General features: G+C 67.5%; 16 protein-coding genes and 1 pseudogene. 13 read left to right on the forward strand and 4 right to left on the reverse strand.

The genetic code is table 11. The features are described from left to right. From GTP90_RS31195 to GTP90_RS31210, 4 genes and pseudogenes are all read right to left on the reverse strand, one after another. Positions 1 to 602 (reverse strand): annotated as a pseudogene (locus GTP90_RS31195) (hypothetical protein); the annotation flags it as partial. Then, positions 599 to 2,443: a pilus (MSHA type) biogenesis protein MshL gene (gene mshL, locus GTP90_RS31200; RefSeq protein WP_161087164.1), complete on the reverse strand. Its 1,845-nt coding sequence runs from the start codon at positions 2,441 to 2,443 to the stop codon at positions 599 to 601. The pseudogene GTP90_RS31195 and the gene mshL, both read right to left, overlap by 4 nt. Before the next feature lie 63 nt (positions 2,444 to 2,506). Continuing rightward, the gene (locus GTP90_RS31205; protein WP_254452127.1) at positions 2,507 to 3,439 is read right to left on the reverse strand and encodes an ExeA family protein; all 933 of its coding nucleotides are present in this window, start codon (positions 3,437 to 3,439) and stop codon (positions 2,507 to 2,509) included. Then, positions 3,427 to 4,143 carry an ABC transporter ATP-binding protein gene (locus GTP90_RS31210; protein WP_161087165.1) on the reverse strand — a complete coding sequence of 239 codons (717 nt, stop codon included), beginning with the start codon at positions 4,141 to 4,143 and terminating at the stop codon, positions 3,427 to 3,429. The genes GTP90_RS31205 and GTP90_RS31210 overlap by 13 nt, the downstream gene beginning before the upstream one ends. 164 nt (positions 4,144 to 4,307) lie before the next feature. Between GTP90_RS31210 and GTP90_RS31215 the strand changes: the two genes are divergently transcribed. The 13 genes from GTP90_RS31215 to GTP90_RS31275 all read left to right on the forward strand — a co-directional run bounded on the left by GTP90_RS31215 (position 4,308) and on the right by GTP90_RS31275 (position 16,763). Then, the gene (locus GTP90_RS31215; RefSeq protein WP_161087166.1) at positions 4,308 to 6,014 is read left to right on the forward strand and encodes a GspE/PulE family protein; all 1,707 of its coding nucleotides are present in this window, start codon (positions 4,308 to 4,310) and stop codon (positions 6,012 to 6,014) included. Between the two features lies 1 nt (position 6,015). After that, positions 6,016 to 7,251 (forward strand): type II secretion system F family protein, encoded by a 1,236-nt coding sequence (locus GTP90_RS31220; protein ID WP_161087167.1) that lies wholly within the window; start codon positions 6,016 to 6,018, stop codon positions 7,249 to 7,251. A gap of 62 nt (positions 7,252 to 7,313) precedes the next feature. Then, complete coding sequence (locus tag GTP90_RS31225; RefSeq protein ID WP_254452128.1) at positions 7,314 to 7,787, forward strand: type II secretion system protein; 474 nt, start codon at positions 7,314 to 7,316, stop codon at positions 7,785 to 7,787. A gap of 70 nt (positions 7,788 to 7,857) precedes the next feature. Then, a complete protein-coding gene (locus GTP90_RS31230) occupies positions 7,858 to 8,316 on the forward strand; it encodes a type II secretion system protein (protein WP_161087168.1) in 459 nt (152 codons plus the stop codon). 30 nt (positions 8,317 to 8,346) lie between these two features. Further along, positions 8,347 to 8,895 (forward strand): prepilin-type N-terminal cleavage/methylation domain-containing protein, encoded by a 549-nt coding sequence (locus tag GTP90_RS31235; RefSeq protein ID WP_254452129.1) that lies wholly within the window; start codon positions 8,347 to 8,349, stop codon positions 8,893 to 8,895. Next, a complete protein-coding gene (locus tag GTP90_RS31240) occupies positions 8,885 to 9,448 on the forward strand; it encodes a type IV pilus modification PilV family protein (protein WP_161087169.1) in 564 nt (187 codons plus the stop codon). The genes GTP90_RS31235 and GTP90_RS31240 overlap by 11 nt, the downstream gene beginning before the upstream one ends. Beyond that, positions 9,445 to 10,272 (forward strand): prepilin-type N-terminal cleavage/methylation domain-containing protein, encoded by an 828-nt coding sequence (locus tag GTP90_RS31245; RefSeq protein ID WP_161087170.1) that lies wholly within the window; start codon positions 9,445 to 9,447, stop codon positions 10,270 to 10,272. Before GTP90_RS31240 ends, GTP90_RS31245 begins: the two co-directional genes overlap by 4 nt. Further along, positions 10,269 to 10,697 (forward strand): agglutinin biogenesis protein MshP, encoded by a 429-nt coding sequence (locus GTP90_RS31250; protein ID WP_161087171.1) that lies wholly within the window; start codon positions 10,269 to 10,271, stop codon positions 10,695 to 10,697. The genes GTP90_RS31245 and GTP90_RS31250 overlap by 4 nt, the downstream gene beginning before the upstream one ends. Positions 10,698 to 10,707: 10 nt before the next feature. Continuing rightward, complete coding sequence (locus GTP90_RS31255; protein ID WP_161087172.1) at positions 10,708 to 13,890, forward strand: DUF6701 domain-containing protein; 3,183 nt, start codon at positions 10,708 to 10,710, stop codon at positions 13,888 to 13,890. 149 nt (positions 13,891 to 14,039) lie between these two features. Beyond that, positions 14,040 to 14,978 carry a type IV pilus biogenesis protein PilM gene (locus GTP90_RS31260; RefSeq protein ID WP_161087173.1) on the forward strand — a complete coding sequence of 313 codons (939 nt, stop codon included), beginning with the start codon at positions 14,040 to 14,042 and terminating at the stop codon, positions 14,976 to 14,978. Beyond that, positions 14,975 to 15,646, forward strand: coding sequence for an MSHA biogenesis protein MshI (locus tag GTP90_RS31265; protein WP_161087174.1), 672 nt, complete (start codon positions 14,975 to 14,977; stop codon positions 15,644 to 15,646). Before GTP90_RS31260 ends, GTP90_RS31265 begins: the two co-directional genes overlap by 4 nt. Beyond that, on the forward strand, positions 15,643 to 16,401 hold the full coding sequence (locus GTP90_RS31270; protein ID WP_161087175.1) for a type II secretion system protein M: 759 nt from the start codon (positions 15,643 to 15,645) through the stop codon (positions 16,399 to 16,401). Before GTP90_RS31265 ends, GTP90_RS31270 begins: the two co-directional genes overlap by 4 nt. Then, the gene (locus GTP90_RS31275; RefSeq protein WP_161087176.1) at positions 16,386 to 16,763 is read left to right on the forward strand and encodes an MSHA biogenesis protein MshK; all 378 of its coding nucleotides are present in this window, start codon (positions 16,386 to 16,388) and stop codon (positions 16,761 to 16,763) included. The genes GTP90_RS31270 and GTP90_RS31275 overlap by 16 nt, the downstream gene beginning before the upstream one ends. The last annotated feature ends 165 nt before the right edge of the window (positions 16,764 to 16,928 follow it).

Raw genomic sequence — 16,928 nt, forward strand, 5'->3', positions numbered from 1 at the left:
CGCGCGCGGGCGGCGCCGCGCAGGGGGGCGGACGTGTCGGTCTTGTCGGCGCGTGGCGCGCTGCCGGCGGATTTGGCGGCGCCGGCCTTGGCTGCGGACGCGGAGGTGCTGGCTGTCGAGCCGGCTGGTGCAGGGGCGGGCGCGTTCGTCGGCAAGGATGACGGCGTGGCTGCTGGCGCGGGTTCGAACGCCATCGTGGCGGCCGACGCGGGTGCTGTCGCCGGTGTGAACGCCATCGCAGACGCCGGAGCGGCCGTTGTCGCGGATTCGAACGCCATCGCGTGCGCCGAGGCGGACGGCGGCGCCGACGGATCGGGCGCCAGGTCCAGCGTCAGGCCGGCGGTGCGGTGGTCGCTGGGCGTCGGCAGCGGGTCGGGCGAGGGCTGCAGGCTGGCCTGCGGCGCGGCCGCGATCGGCTCCAGGCTGAGTCCGGACATCGGTTCCAGGTCCAGGCTCAGGCCGGCCTTGGCCGGCGCCGCCGGCTCCGGCGTCAGCGCCAGGACCTCGTCGAACGCCTGCGACGGCTTGTCGGTGGCGTCGTCATCGGCCGCGCTTTGCTTGGCCCGCTCCGCTTTCTTGAGCGCTTGCATCAGGAGACTCATGATCCGTTCGCCTTGGCAGGGGCGGCGGCCGGCGTGGCCGCGCCATAGGGAGTGCTGTCCGGCTTCTCGCTCGGCAGCAGATATCGATAATCCTTGTAGTCGCCGTTGACGCTGGCATCCTTGACCACCACCGGCCGCATGAAGATCACCAGCTCGGTCTTGCTGGTGTTCTCATTGCGGTGGGAGAACAGGTCGCCGATCAGCGGCACGCTGCTCAGGCCGGGAATGCCGTTCTTGGCGTTGTCGATCGAGTCCTGCATCAGCCCGCCCATGACGGCGATCTGGCCGCTCGACACCTTCATCAGCGATTCCAGTTCGCGCGCCTGGATCACCGGCACCTTGCTGACGACGTTGGCCTTGGCCAGGTCCGGGTTGGGGTCGTTGACGTAGTCGACGATGCGGGTGATGGTCGGCCGCACGTTGAGGGTGACCTCGTCGCTGTCGGAAATCTGCGGCGTCACGCTCATGACGAAGCCCACCGGCACCGTCTCCAGGTGCGATTCATAGGTGGCCGGCGAGATGATGGTGCCGTTCAGGTCGCGTACGGCCGGCGTCACCTTGAGCGAGAAGAAGACATTGTTGTCGACCACCTTGAGCAGCGCGGTCTGGTTGTTGAGCACGCTGATCTTGGGGCTGGACAGCACCTTGACCTTGCCGAACGATTCGAGCAGCTCGATGGTGGCGGCGATATTGCCCAGCCGGCTGGTCGGGTTGGTGTAGTTCATCACGAACACGCCGGGATTGGTGGCGGTGGGCAGCGTGACGGCGCCCAGCGCGCCCTGCGTCAGCTTGAGGCCGCCCTTGGCCAGCGACTGCCAGTTGATGCCCTGCTGGTACTGGTCGCTCAGGCGCACTTCGATGATGGTGGCCTCGATCAGCACCTGGCGCTTGGCCGCGCCCAGCACCACGTCGAGGAATTCGCGGATCTTCTCATGCTGGCGGGCGGTGGCGCGCACGGCGATCAGGCCGCCCTCGGCGTTGACGATGACCGAGCTGCCGCGCGGCGAGGCGCCGCCGGCCTTGGTGCCGAAGCTGGCGGCGTCGATGCCGGCCTGCGGTTGCCCGTTCTGGGGCGCCGCGGCCGGCGCGCCGGCTGGCGGCGCGGCCAGCGGATCGACCGGGTTGTCGGCCAGGTTGGAGGCGCGCAGCATGTCGCGGATGTTCTTCTCCAGGCTGTACCAGAAGTTGTTGTCGGAACGGTTGTTGACCACGGTGGTCGAGTTGTTGTTGCCGTTGCCGCCGGCGCCGTTGTTGGCCGGCGCGGCCTGCTGCTGTTGCTGCTGACCCTGGCCGCCGGCGGCGGGCGCCGTGTTCGCGACCGGGCTGGCGGCGCTGCCGCCACCGCCGGTGGTCGAGATCTGGGTGGCGATGTTGACGCTGCTGATGGTGCTGCGCGCGATGTTGACGTAGTCGACCTTGTAGTTGCGCCACTCCGGCGTGTCCGGCAGGACCGTCAGCGTGCCGCCGTTGATTTCATAGCGCATGTCGACCTGGCGCTGGATGCGGCTGAGCAGCTGCGGCAGCGTCTGGTCCAGCGCGTTCAGCGTGACCGTGCCCTCGATGCCCGGATGGACGTCGACGTTCAGGCCGGCGTCGCGCGCCAGCGCGAACAGCAGCGACTGCACCGGCACCTTGTGCACCGTCACGCTGTAGGTCTCGACCTTGGGCGCGGCGGCCGGCGGCGGCAGCGCGGCGCTCTGCTGCACCGGCTCCGGGATCGACCCGGCGGGACGCGGCGCTTCCATGATGTGGGTTGGCGAATTGGGCAGGGGATGGGTCGCGCAGGCGCTCAGCAACACGCTGCACACCATAGGCACGATGGGGGAGGCGAGTTTTTTCATTGATTCTTTCCGGCCCGGAGGGAATGCACGATGTTGTGCATTTGCAATATAGACACCATGATCTTACAAATTTGGAGCCACCGCAAGGATAGCCCCGTAAATAGCCCAAATTAGCAGGACCGCCAGGGCCCCCACAGCAACAGCGCGCAAGGGGAAGGCCTGGCGCCAGCCGCGCCGGCGGAAGGCCGATTCGCGGATCGCCTGGCGCGCATGGCGGGCGCTGACGGTGGTGGCGTCGGCCGCGAAGGCGGCCAGCAGGGCCTTGTCGGCCAGGATGTTGATGCGGCGGACGATGCCCTCGGACCGCCGGGCGATCAGCCTGGCGGCGGCCGGGCTGAAGATGGCCGGGCCGTCGTGGCCTGCCGCGCGCAGGCGGAACTCCAGGAACTCGCCGATCAGCGCCGGCGCCAGCGCCGGCACCGTGAAGCTGTGCGTGATGCGCTCCTTCAATTGGCGCATGCTGGCCAGGTCCAGGTGCTGGTCCAGCTCGGGCTGGCCGAACAGCACGATCTGCAGCAGCTTGCTGCGCGCGGTCTCCAGGTTGGTCAGCAGGCGGATCGCCTCCAGCGTGTCGAGCGGCATGGCCTGGGCTTCCTCGACCAGCAGCACCACCTGGCGGCCCTGGCCGTGGCGGGCGATCAGGTCGGCCTGCAGCCGGCGCTGGACCTCGTCCACGCGCAGGCCGTGGCCGGCGATGCCCAGCTCGGCGGCGATGGCGTACTGCACTTCCTGCGCATCGAGGTTGGGGTTGACCAGGTAGATCACGTCCACGTGCGGCGGCAGCTGGCTCTCCAGCATGCGGCACAGCATGGTCTTGCCGGCGCCCACCTCGCCGGTCACCTTGACGATGCCTTCGCCGTGGCAGACCGCATACAGCAAGGCTTGCAGGATCTCGCCACGGGTGTTGCCGGCGTAGAAAAAGGCCGGATTGGGCGTGATGCCGAACGGCGTCTCGCGCAGGCCGAAGTGCGACTGGTACATGGTCAGGCGATGCAAGCCAGGAAGGCTTGCTCCAGGTTGTCGGCGCCGTAGCGGCTGCGGCACTCGGCCGGCGAGCCGGCGAAACGCACGCGGCCTTCGTGCAGGATGGCCATGCGGTCGCACAGCTCGTCCACGTCGGCCAGCATGTGCGAGGTCAAGAACACGGTGGCGCCGGCCTGATGCAGCTGGCGCAATTGTTGTTTGAGCAGCGCGCGCGCCTTCGGGTCGAGGCCGCTCATCGGCTCGTCCAGGACATACAACGGCTTGCGCGCCAGCAGGCAGGCGGCCAGGCCGAGTTTCTGGGTCATGCCTTTGGAATAACCGCGCACCGTGCGCTTGAGCGCGGCCGGGTCCAGGTCCAGCGCGGCCAGCATGGCGCCGACCGCGGCCGGGTCGTAGGCCAGGCCCTGCAAGGTGAGCAGGTAGCGGATGAAATCGGCGCCGGTCAGGTAGTAGGGCGGGGTGAAGCGTTCGGGCAGGTAGCCCAGCGGCTGGCGGCTGGCCGGGCGGTCGTGCGGCTGGCCATAGATGTCGATGCTGCCGCCGTCGAGGGCGCAGAAATCCAGCATGCACTTGATCAGGCTGGTCTTGCCGGCGCCGTTGACGCCGACCAGGCCGAAGCATTCGCCCGCCTGCAGCGCCAGGTCCACGCCGCGCAAGACCTCGGACTGGCCATAGCGTTTGACAACTTGCTGGAAGCGCAGGGCGGGGGCGGTCATGGAAGGTGGTGGCTCTGTGGGGCTGGAAAACGAACGACACTGTAGCGCATTCGTGCGAAGAAAGCGACACCCGGCCGCGCCCGCCGCATGTCCTGGTGTTACCGGGGCGTATTCTGCACTAGAATGGCCGCAAGTTGACTGACGGCAGAGGCCGGGGAGCGGGTATGGCAAGGCCAGAGAAAGTGCGGCTTGGGGAAATTCTGGTGCAGCAGAAGCTGCTGACGGAGGAGCAACTGGGCCTGGCGCTGGCCGAACAAAAGCGCAGCGGACGCAAACTGGGCCGGGTGTTCATCGACAACGGCTATGTCACCGAGGAACAGATCGCCGGCGCGCTGGCGCGGCAGCTGAGCATCCCTTATCTGAACCTCAAGTTTTTCAACGTCAATCCCGAGATCGTGCGGCTGCTGCCGGAGACCCAGGCCCGCCGCTTCCGCGCGCTGGTGCTGGAGGACCGGCGCGGCGCGCTGCTGGTGGGCATGTCCGATCCGACCGACCTGTTCGCGTACGACGAGATCTCGCGCATCGTCAAGCAGCCGATCGAGCTGGCCGTGGTCAACGAGACCGAAGTGCTGGGCACCATCGACCGCATCTACCGCCGCACCGAGGACATCTCCGACCTGGCGCGCGAGCTGGAGCAGGACCTGGGCGATGTCTCGGTCGACTTCGGCGCGCTGGCCGCCGCCAACGCCAACCTGGAAGAAGCGCCCATCGTCAAGCTGCTGCAGTCGGTGTTCGACGACGCCAGCCAGGTGCGCGCCTCGGACATCCACATCGAGCCGCAGGAGGGCCGGCTGCAGATCCGCTTCCGCATCGACGGCGTGCTGCACCTGCAAACCGAGGCCGACATCAAGATCGCGCCGTCGCTGGCGCTGCGGCTCAAGCTGATGTCCGAGCTCGACATCTCGGAAAAGCGCCTGCCGCAGGACGGCCGCTTCGCCGTGCGCGTGAAGAACCAGCGCATCGACGTGCGCATCTCGACCATGCCGACCCAGTACGGCGAATCGGTGGTGATGCGACTGCTCAGCCAGAGCAACAACCAGCTGCGGCTGGACGCGATCGGCATGCCGAAGGCGATGCTGGAAAAGTTCCGCGCCATCGTCCAGCGCCCCAACGGCCTGGTGCTGGTGACCGGGCCGACCGGCAGCGGCAAGACCACCACGCTGTATTGCGCGCTGTCCGAGCTGAACTCGGTGGAGAAAAAGCTGATCACGGTGGAGGACCCGGTCGAATACCGGCTGCCCGGCATCAACCAGGTGCAGGTCAACGACAAGATCGACCTGAACTTCGCGCGCGTGCTGCGTTCGGCGCTGCGGCAGGACCCGGACATCGTGCTGGTGGGCGAGATGCGCGACCAGGAGACGGCCCAGATCGGTCTGCGCGCCGCCATGACCGGCCACCTGGTACTGTCGACCCTGCACACCAACGACGCGGCCAGCACGCCGCTGCGCCTGATGGACATGGGGGTGCCGCGCTACATGGTCGGCAGTTCGCTGCAGGCCGTGCTGGCGCAGCGCCTGGTGCGGGTGATCTGCGAAAGCTGCACCACGCCGTATGAGCTGACGCCGACCGAACGCGAGTGGCTGGGCATGGAACTGCGCGACAAGGTGGACATGGCGCGCTACTTCCACGGCAAGGGTTGTTCGCATTGCAATGGCATGGGGTATCGCGGCCGTACCGGCGTGTACGAGCTGCTGGAAATGACGCACGAGGTGATCGACGCCGCCAACGACCCCGACCCATCGCACTTCCTGCGCACGGCGGCCAAGCAGATGGCTGGCGAGACCTTGCGCCGGCACGCGGTGGCGCTGGTGATCCAGGGCCGCACCACGGTGGCCGAGGCCATGCGCATCAGTAACCAGATCGAGGATTGACGTGCCGTTCTATGCCTACAAGGCGCGCAGCGCGCGCGGCGAACTGATGCAGGGCGTGCTGGAGGCGGCCGACAGCGGCGCCGTGGCCGACCATTTGAGCAGCGCCGGCGCCATCCCGGTCGAGATCGCGCTGACCCGCAAGGCCGCCAGCGGCAGCGCCAGCGGCGAGCCCTGGTGGACCAGGCTGCTGGAAAAGCGGGTCACGTCGATGGACGTGCAGCTGTTCAGCCGCCAGCTGTACACGCTGCTCAAGGCCGGCGTGCCCATCATGCGCGGGCTGGCCGGCCTGCAGGAATCGGCGATCAGCAAATCGTTCGGCAAGGTGATCAAGGACCTGCGCGAGTCGCTCGACGCCGGCCGCGAGCTGTCGGCCGCGATGCGCCGCCATCCCACCGTGTTCGACGACTTCTACCTGTCGATGGTGCGCGTGGGCGAGATGACCGGGCGGCTGGAGGAAGTGTTCCTGCGCTTGTTCGACCACCTCGAGTTCGACCGCGAGATGCGCGCCCGCGTCAAGAGCGCGGTGCGGTATCCGATCTTTGTCATCGTCGCCATGATCATCGCGATCGTGATCGTCAACGTCTTCGTGATCCCGCAATTCGTCAAGGTGTTCGAGAGCTTCCACGCGCAGCTGCCGCTGATGACGCGCCTGCTGATCGGCGCCTCGCACTTCACCGTCACCTACTGGCCGCAGCTGGTGGTGATGGCCGGCGCGGCCGTGTTCGGTTTCCGCTACTGGGTGCGCACCAGCGCCGGGCGGCTGCAGTGGGACCGCTACAAGCTGAAATTCCCCATCGCGGGCAAGATCATCCACAAGGCCACGATGGCGCGTTTCGCCCGCAGCTTCTCGCTGGCCAGCCGCAGCGGCGTGCCGATCGTGCAGGCGCTGACGGTGGTGTCGCAGACGGTGGAGAACGCGTATCTGTGCGCGCGCGTGGAGCAGATGCGCGACGGCGTCGAGCGCGGCGACAGCATCCTGCGCACCTCGGTGGCGGCCAAGGTGTTCACGCCGGTGGTGCTGCAGATGATCGCGGTGGGCGAGGAGTCCGGTTCGCTGGACGAGCTCATGGACGAGATCGCCCAGATGTACGAGCGCGAGGTCGACTACGAACTGAAGACCCTGGCCGCGCAGATCGAACCCATCCTGATCACCTTCCTGGGCGTGCTGGTGCTGGTGCTGGCGCTGGGCATCTTCGTGCCGATCTGGGACCTGGGCAAAGTGGCGTTGCCGCACTGATGGGCCGCTTGCGTCCAGCCAGTGTTGTGCGGCCACAACGACGGCGCGGGCAGGGTTTCACCTTGTTCGAGTTCGCCGTGGTGGCGTGCATTTTCGGCGTGCTGATGACGGTGGCGCTGGAGCGGATGGCGTATTACCGCCGCGCCGGCGACGAGGCGGCGGTGCAGGCCTTGCTGATCAATATGCGCAGCGCTTTGTCTGGGAAGGTGATGGCCTTGCGGGCCCAGGGCAGGGAGCGGGAAATCGACGCGCTGGCCGGCGCCAATCCGGTGGCCTGGCTGGAGCGGGCGCCGGGCAACTATGTCGGCGAGCTAACACAGAATGCAGCGAAAAATGTTAAAGCTGGCAATTGGTATTTTGATCCAGCTCAACAAAAGTTGATATTCGTGAGGGAGGAGCAAGGAAATTTGTTAAATGGTGCCTCAAGGAACATTTGTTTCAAGGTAGAATTACTGCGCTTGCCCTCAAAAAACGCCAACGCACAGCGCCAGCCGGGAAACGATCCTGGTATCGCGCTAAATGAAGTCCCTGAATAATTGCCGCTGCCGCTACTTGCCGCAGGAAGGCGTTGATGAACTTTTCTTAGCCAGGTCTGGAGATTTTGATATGCACATCCCACAAGCAAGCATTTCCCGTAGCCGTAGCCAGCAAGGTGGTTTCACGCTGATCGAGCTGATCGTTGTCATCGTTATCCTGGGCGTGCTGGCCGCCACCGCGCTGCCGAAGTTCGCCAACCTCGGCGCGGATGCGCGGATCGCCAAGATGAACGGCGCCAAAGCGTCCATCCTGAGCGCCGCCAATATGTACCACGGCCGCTGGCTGGCGGCCGGTTCACCCGGCACCGGCACCCCGACCTACGACGGCGTAGTGATCGACCCGGCCACTGGTTACCCGACCAGTGCGGGTATTGCTGCCGCAGTGAGCCTGACCGACTACGGCGACGGCGATTTCGCCACCAAAGGCGTGCTGTATGTCGACGACAGCCACAAATCGTGCAAGTTGACCTACACATCGGCAGTTGCTGGGCCGGACGTTGTGGTGGCGGCCGATCCAAAAGACTGCTGATCCTTCCACAATGACCGGCCGGAGACGGGCATGATGGGGCTGGCGCCGAGGCGCCACACCCGGCCCGCGCGGCGGGGGGGCTTTACGCTGGTTGAGCTGATCACGATACTGGTGGTGGTCGGCGTGCTGGCCGGCGTTGCCGCGCCGCGCTTCTTCCAGCGCAAGGGCTTCGACGCGGTCTCCTATACCGACCAGGTGAGAGCCTTGATGCGCTACGGCCAGAAAATCGCCATCGCCCAGAGCCGCAACGTGTTCGTGCGCTTGAACGGCAGCAGTGTGGCGCTGTGCTACGACGGCGGCTGTGGCGCGCACGTGCCATCGCCGGGCGGCGCCAACACCGGCACCGGCGTCACGCTGGCCGGCTGCGCTGGTGACAAGACCTGGGCCTGCGAAGGCGCGCCCAACGGCTTGGCCATCACCGCCGCCACCTTCTATTTCGATCCCACCGGCCAGCCCTTCGCGGCCAGCGATCCCCTGGGTGGCCAGAACTCCACTTTTGTCTCGTTGACCGTGGCCGTCACCGGCGACGGCGCCACCCACAACGTGACCGTGACCCCGGTGACCGGCTATGTCTTTTAAGCCGGCCGCGCGCGCGCAATCGGGCCTGAGCCTGGTTGAGCTGATCATGTTCATCGTCATCGTCGGCGTGGCCGTGGTCGGCCTGCTCCAGGTGCTGAGCATGGGCGCGCGCTCCAGTCCCGATCCGATGCGGCGCAAGCAGGCGTTGGCCATCGCCGAGGGCATGATGGAGGAAGTGCGGCTGGCGCGCTTTACCTATTGCGACGGCGGCGACTGGTCGGCCGAGCAGGCAAACAGTCCCGCCGACTGCAAAGTTCTGGCGGAAGGCATGGGCGCTGAACTGCCGGGCAACACCCGTCCTTTCGACAACGTCAACGATTACGCCGGCGTCTACACCACCGACGCCGCCGGCAACAACTTCCCGGCGGGCTACACGGCGACGGTCGCGGTCGCGCCCGACGCCACGCTGGGCCCCGCCGGCGCGCGGATCGCCGCCGATGCCACGCCGGCCAATATGAACGTGCTGCGCATCACCGTCACCGTCACCTACACCGGCGGCGACCCCGTGGTGCTGGACGGCTACCGCACCCGCTACGCGCCGAGGTCGCTATGAAGGGCGCGCGCGGCTTCACGCTGGTGGAGGTGATCATCGTCATCGTGGTCACCGGCATCCTGTCCGGCATGGTGGCGGTCTTCCTCAAGACGCCGGTGCAGAATTATGTCGACACGGCCGCGCGCGCCGACATGACCGACGTCGCCGACCTGACGCTGCGCCGCATGACGCGCGAGCTGCGGCTGGCGCTGCCCAACAGCGTGCTGGTCTCCGCCGACCGCCGCATCCTGCAGTTCCTGCTGACGCGCTCGGGCGGCCGCTACATCGACATCGGCGATTCGCCGCCGGCCACGCTGCTGCCGCTCGATTTCAGCCCGGCCGCCAATCTGTCGTTCGACCTTGCCGGCGCCGCGCCGACGGGGCGCATGGCGATCGCGCCGAACGACTGGATCGCCGTGTTCAACATCGGCACGGCGCCGGCCGACGCCCGCACCTTCGGCAATATCGCCCGCGTGACGGCGGTCAATGGGACCCGCGTCACGCTGGCCACCAATCCGTTTGCCACCCAGGCGCCGTCGATGCAGTCGCCGAACAACCGCTTCCAGGTGGTGACCGGCACCGTGACCTATGTATGTGCGCCGTCCGCCACCGGCGGCACGCTGACGCGCAATTTCACCAACCAGATCATCGGCCTGAACGGGCTGGGCGCGCCGCCGTACGGCGCGGCGGCGCTGCTGGCCAACCTGGTCACGGCCTGCGGCTTCGATTACTCGGTGCTGGCCAATACCAACGCCGCGCTGGTGGGCGTGTCGTTGACGCTGTCGCGCAACAATGGCGAAAGCATCAGCCTGGTGCGCCAGGTTCACCTGGATAACACGCCATGAGGCCGGTCCGCCAACGGCTTGCCGCCGGCTTCTCCATCGTCACCGCGCTGTTCCTGGTGGTGGTGCTGGCGGCGCTGGGCGTGGCCATGATGAGCCTGAACACGACCCAGCAGACCAGCTCGGCGCTGGACCTGCTGGGCGCGCGCGCCTACGAGGCCGCGCGCGCCGGCGTCGAATATGGCCTGTACCAGCAGCGGATCAACGGCAACTGCGTGGCCAGCCGCAGCTTCGGCCTGGGCGGCACCCTGTCGACCTTCACCGTCACCGTGCTGTGCACCGTCAACGCCACGCCCGGCATGGGCGTGAACATGAGCCGGATCACGGTCACCGCCACCGCCTGCAACCAGCCGGCCGGCGGCGTGTGCCCGAACGCCGCCACCACCAGCGCCGACTACGTGCAGCGCACGGTCACGGTGCAGTTCTGAGGAGGCGGCGATGCGAGCGACTATTTTCACCCTGAACCGCGCGCCGCACTGGCTGGCCTGCCTGCTGGCGCTGCTGTGCTGGCTCGCGGCCGGCGCCGCGCGCGCCGATTCGCCGATCACGCTGTTCAAGAGCTTCGCCGGCAACGTCAGCTTCACCGGCACGCAGAAGACCATGCGCAGCAAGGACAACGACACCGATCCCTGCGCCCTCAGCGGCGGCAACTTGAACATGAAGCTGACCGGCGTGCCGTCCGGCGCCACCATCCTCAACGCCCAGCTGTACTGGGCCGGCTCCGGCTCGACGCCGGACTACACCGTGGTCTTTGACGGCACGACCGTCACCGCGCCGAGCAACCGCAACTACACCTCGGCCACGGTGGGCTACGACTTCTTTGCCGGCGCGGCCGACGTGACGTCGCAGGTGGTGGCCAAGGGCAACGGCAACTACACGGTGAGTGGCCTGAGCATCAACAACGGCAGCCCCTACTGCGCGGTCGAGGGCGTGCTGGGCGGCTTCCAGCTGCTGGTGGTGTATTCGCACCCGAGCGAGACGTTCCGGGTGCTCAACGTCTACGAGGGCTTCCAGTACATCCGCAATTCGGCCGTGTCGCTGACGCTGGCCAACTTCAAGATCCCTACGCCGGTGGGCAGCCTGAGCGGCAAGATCGGCCACATCACGTGGGAGGGCGACACCACGCTGTCGGGCGGCGGCGAGATCCTGCGCTACAACAGCGTCGAGATGGTCGACGCGCTCAACCCGTCGGGCAACCAGTTCAACTCGGTCTCCAACATCAATGGCGACACCCAGTCCTACGGCATCGACTTCGACGCCTACACGGTGACGTCGCCCACCATCCAGGCCGGCCAGACGCAGGCGCGCAGCGACTACCAGTCCGGCCAGGACCTGGTGCTGATGAACGCCGAGGTGATCGCCGCGCCCAACGTGCCGGCCGCCGACCGCGCCATTTCGATGACCCTGCAAAATCCCTTGCAGCCTTCGCAGATCAGCAGCTACCTCATCAAGGTCAGCAACAACGGCCCGCTGGCCGAGGGCGGCCCGACCACCGTGGTCGACGTGTTGCCGTCGTCGCTGATCTTCGTCAGCGCCAGCGGCACCGGCTGGAATTGCGGCATCGCCGGCCAGACGCTGACCTGCAGCTACAGCGGCACCATGGCCTCGGGCGCCACGCTGCCGACGATCACGCTGCGGGTGACCACGGCCGCCGCCGCCACCGGCCTGGTCAACAACAGCGCCACCGTCGGCGGCCAGCTGTTCGACTACTACGACGGCAACGACACCTCCACCGTCAGCTCGCTGGTGGGAGCGGCCGGCTTCACGCCGAGCTATGTGTTCACCCAGGCGAAGGACGACCAGCGGCCGACGGACGGCCAGTGCGTGAACGGGCTGCCGTTCGGCGACCCGGGCCAGACCTGCATACCGGTCGACTTCACCGGCAAGCGCTACCTGGCCAACAAGGACATCCCGGTGTACCTGACCTTCGTGGTGTCCAGTGTGCCGACGGCTTTGTCGAATTCGAACTCGACGATCAAGGTCAAGTACGCGCTGTCCTGCTACGACCCGGCCCAGGACGCCGGCGTGCGCGCCACCTTCACCCAGGCCGGCGGCAGCACCGTCACGCTGCCGCTGTGCGCCGCGTCCGGCGCGCTGCCGGGGCAGACGTCCAGCAGCTGGACCGCGCTGAACAACGTGACCATGGCCGGCGGCAAGGCCAGCTCGACCGATCAATACAACTTCCGTTACGCGGACGTGGGCCGGATCGAGTTCCTGGTCAGCGACAACACCGCCCGGCTCGGCACCAGCGGGCCCTTTGTCGAACGGCCCGACCGGCTGGTGCTGACCGCGCCCGCCAGCAACCAGGCTGGCACGCCGGCGTCGGCCACCGACCCCAAGTTCGTCACCGCCGGCACCGCGTTTCCGATGACGGTCAGCGCGGTGATGTATGGCGGCGGGACGGCGCCCAATTTCGGCAAGGAGACCACGCCGGTCGCCATCAAGCTGATCGTGATGCCGGCCAAGGACGCGGTGGGCGCCCGGCTGGCCGACATGGTGGCCGACCCGGCCAAACCCGAGACCGAGCTGGTGCTGAACGGCAGCCTGGGCGCCTTCAGTGGCGGCAGCGCCACCGGCAGCGCGTTTTCGTACGCCGATGTCGGCGTGCTGGAAATCACGCCGGTGATCGCGCCGCCCGACAGCGCCACGCGCAGTGGCAGCTATCTCGGCACCGGCAGCCTGGAGTCGCTGCCGGTCAACGTCGGCCGCTTCGTGCCGGACCATTTCGATACCGTGGTGACGGCCCCCATGGCCTGCGACCCGGGCGGCATGAGCTGTCCGGCCACGGTGGCCGGCATGGCGTATTCGCGCCAGCCGTTCGGCGTGAAGGTGACGGCCGCCAATCTGCAGGGCGCCGCCACGGTCAACTATCGCGGCGCCCTGGCGCGCGCGGTCACGCTGTCGGCTTGGTCCGCGCCGGGCACCACCACCACGGCCAACCCGCCGGCCACGCCAACCGGATCGGTGTTGAGCGCCAACAGCCTGGCCGCCACCGATTTCAACTTCGATCCCGTCGCGGGCAGGCAGAGCAACCCGCCGACCGGCGTGGCTTACGCCAATCCGGTCTATACCTTGCCGAACCCCTACGTGTCGACCGCGCCGTTCGCCAACAACTGGGTGCCGCCGACCATGGTGTACGTGCGCGCCAGCGAGACCGGCACGCCCAACGACGGCGTCACGTCGCTGCGTACCGGCGCGGTGGAGGGCGGCGTGGCGGTGGTGTCCGGCCGCCTGTTCGTGCCCAACGCCTACGGCGCGTCCAACCTGCCGGTGACGCTGCAGCTGGCCGCCCAGTACTACGGCCAGTCCACCGTCGGCGGCGCCACCGTGCGCGCCTGGCGCAACAACCTCAGCGACAGCGCCACCCAGGTCACGCTGGCGTCGAACTTGCAGTACGCCAGTTGCCTGCTGGCCTGCCCGTCGCCGGCCGCCGGCGCGCAGCCGACCTACACGATGAGTGGCGGCGTGGCGGGCGTGCCGCTGAAGGCCGGCAGCAGCGCCGGCAAGAGCGGCGCCAACGTCTCCGTCATCAACCAGCCGGTGTGGCTGCCGACCGGCCTGGGGCGTGTGACTTTCGGCTTGTACCGCAGTCCGGTCATTTTCTTGAGGGAAGTGTATTGAATCCGCCTCATTTTATTTTGTATCTGAGCATTAAGAAGGCAAACTGGAGACATGGCCCGAAATAGGGGAAATGCTCCAATAAAACTTGAATATAATCAACGATGTGCGGCGACTATTGAATCCCGTGCTTAATCATTTGAGACAGTCGGATGCGTTTATTCGGAAAAGCTGAAAAAAAGAACGGCTGGCTGGCCATAGGCCTGACGGCGGACGGCGTCCAGGCGGCGGCAATCGAGCGCCGCACCGACGGCTTGCCGAAGGTGCTGCTGGCCGCGTCCTATCCCGGCAAGGCCGACGAGGCCGGCGCCAGCCTGGCGCGGCTGGGCAAGGACCTGCATGCCAACCGCTATCAATGCACCACGCTGCTGGGCCAGGGCGGCTATCAGCTGCTGATGGTGGACGCGCCCAATGTGCCCGAGGCCGAAATGAAGACCGCGCTGGGCTGGCGCGTCAAGGACATGATCGACTTTCCATTGGAGCAGGCCACCATCGACATGGCGCTGCTGCCGCCGGGCAACGGCTCGAACCAGGCGCGCCAGGCGTTCGCGGTGGCGGCCCGCAACAGCGTGCTGATGCCGCACCAGCAGCTGTTCGCCGACAGCAAAATCGCGCTGACCGCCATCGATATCGGCGAGATGGCGCAGCGGAACATCTCGGCGCTGCTGGAGCCTGAGGGACGCGGCTTGGCGCTGCTGGCCTTCGACGCCGACGGCGGCATGCTGACGGTCAGCTATCAGTCCGAGCTCTACCTGGCGCGCCGCATCGACATCACGCTGAACCAGCTGCTGGACCCGGACCATGAGCGGCTGCATCAGCTGTACGAGCGCATCACGCTGGAGCTGCAACGCTCGCTGGACCACTTCGAGCGGCAGTTCTCGCAAGTCACCGTGGCCAAGCTGGTGCTGTCGCCGGTGGGCGAGGGCGGCCTGTGTACTTACCTGACCACCAATCTGTATCTGCCGGTGGAGCAGCTGGACCTGGGCAAGGTACTGGACTTGAGCGCGGCGCCCGGGTTGCAGGAACCGGCGCAGCAGGCCGGCTTCCTGCGCACGCTGGGCGCGGCGCTGCGCGAGGGAGCGAGCGCATGAGCCAGCAGATCAACCTGTTCAACGTTGGTTTTGAACGCAAGAAGAGCTACGTCAGCACGTCGGTGCTGGCGGCCGGCATCGGCGCGCTGGTGCTGGTGCTGGCCGGGATGTCGGCGCTGGCCAAGGCCCGGCTGGCGGCGCTGGAGACCGAGGCCGCCACGGTCAAGGCCAGCCTGGCCAACGGCGAGAAGCGCAAGAGCGCCGCCACCGCCGCCTTTGTGGCGCCGCGCAAGAGCGAGGCGCTGCAGCAGCAGCTGGACCAGGCCGGCGTGGAGTTGCGCAACCTTCAACGGGTCGCCGGCATCCTCGAGCAGGGTGAGCCGGGCGAGACGCGCGGCTACTCGGCCTACTTCCGCGCCTTTGCGCGGCGCGGCGTCGATGGCTTGTGGCTGACCGGCGTCACCATCCAGGGCAGCGGCGATGCGATCGGCCTGCAGGGACGGGCGCTCAAGGCCAGCCTGCTGCCCGGTTACCTGAACGGCCTGGCCGGCGAGGCTGTCTTGCGCGGCAAGACCTTCGGCCAGCTGGAAATGCGCGAACCCAAGGCTGAACCGGCGGCGGAGGCGACCGCTGGGGCCGCCACCGCGCCGGCGGCGGCGCCGCGCTATGTGGAATTCAGCCTGCAGTCGGCATCGGCCGGCGAACACGGCAAGGCGGAGCGGCCATGAAAACATACTGGATCAAATTCGATACCTGGCTGATGGCCCTGAGCCAGCGCGAACGCCTGATGGTGGTGGGCGCCACGGCGGCGATGCTGGTGTACCTGACGTACATGCTGGTGCTCGATCCGGCCTACACCCGCGAGCGCACGCTGCGCGCCGCCATGGTGGAGCAACGCATGCTGATCTCGGGCATCGACTCCGAACTGACCCAGCTCGACGTGGCGTCGCGCCGCGATCCCGACCGCGAAGTGCGCGAGCGCCTGAGCGTGTTGCAGCACGATAGCGCGGACCTGCGCGCCAAACTGCGCAGCGCGCAAAAAGGACTGGTGGCGCCGGAGCGCATGGGCGCCTTGCTGCGGCAGATGGTGCAGGGACACGGCAAGCTGCGCCTGGTGTCGCTGAAGACTTTACCGCCGGAGGGCACGCTCGACGGCAGTTTCGCCGCGCAGGACCTGGCCGTGCCGCCGGCCGCGCCGGCGCAGCCGACGCCGGCCTCCATCCTGCAGGCCGCCGCGCCCAAGCCGCAGCCGGCCGTTGCCGTGCCGGCGGCCGGGCCGGCGCCATTGTTGTTCCGCCACGGCGTGCAGCTGGTGCTGCAGGGCAGTTACCTCGAGATGATCGATTACCTTGAAGCGCTCGAGGCCATGCCGACCCAGCTGTTCTGGGGCGCCGCCGTGCTCGACGCCGACCAATACCCGCAAGCGCGGCTGACGCTGACCTTGTACACCTTGAGCCTGGATCAGAAATGGATCGCACTGTGAACCGCCGCGCGCACTTGCTGCTGCTGCCGCTGTTGCTGGCATTGCCCGCGCTGGCGCAGAAGATGGCCGACCCGACCCGTCCGCCCGCCGCGCTGGCCGCGCCCGACAGCGACGCCGCCGCAGCGGACAGCGCGCCATCGGGGCCGCGCCTGCAATCGATCCTGATCAGCCGCGCGCCCGGCGGCCGCAAGCTGGCGGTGATCGACGGCGCCACCGTGCGCGCCGGCGCCAAGGTGGGCGACGCGATACTCGAACGCATCAACGACAATTCGGTGGTACTCCGCCGGGGCAAGAATCTGGAAACCCTGACCCTGTTTCCCAAACCGGCCGAGGCCGCAGACCCGACAGGGAAAACAAAATGACGAAACAGACACCACACAACATGCTGCGCTGGACCTGCGCGCTGGGCGCGGCCGCCGCGCTGTCGGCCTGCCAGACCCAGGCGCCGCGCGACACCTACAACACCATCGACCAGCAGGTGCGCGAAGCCGCCGCCCAGGCCCACGCGCAGCCCGCCAGCCCGGCCG

The sequence above is a fragment of the Duganella vulcania genome (assembly GCF_009857655.1).
Lineage (GTDB): Bacteria > Pseudomonadota > Gammaproteobacteria > Burkholderiales > Burkholderiaceae_D > Rugamonas > Rugamonas vulcania.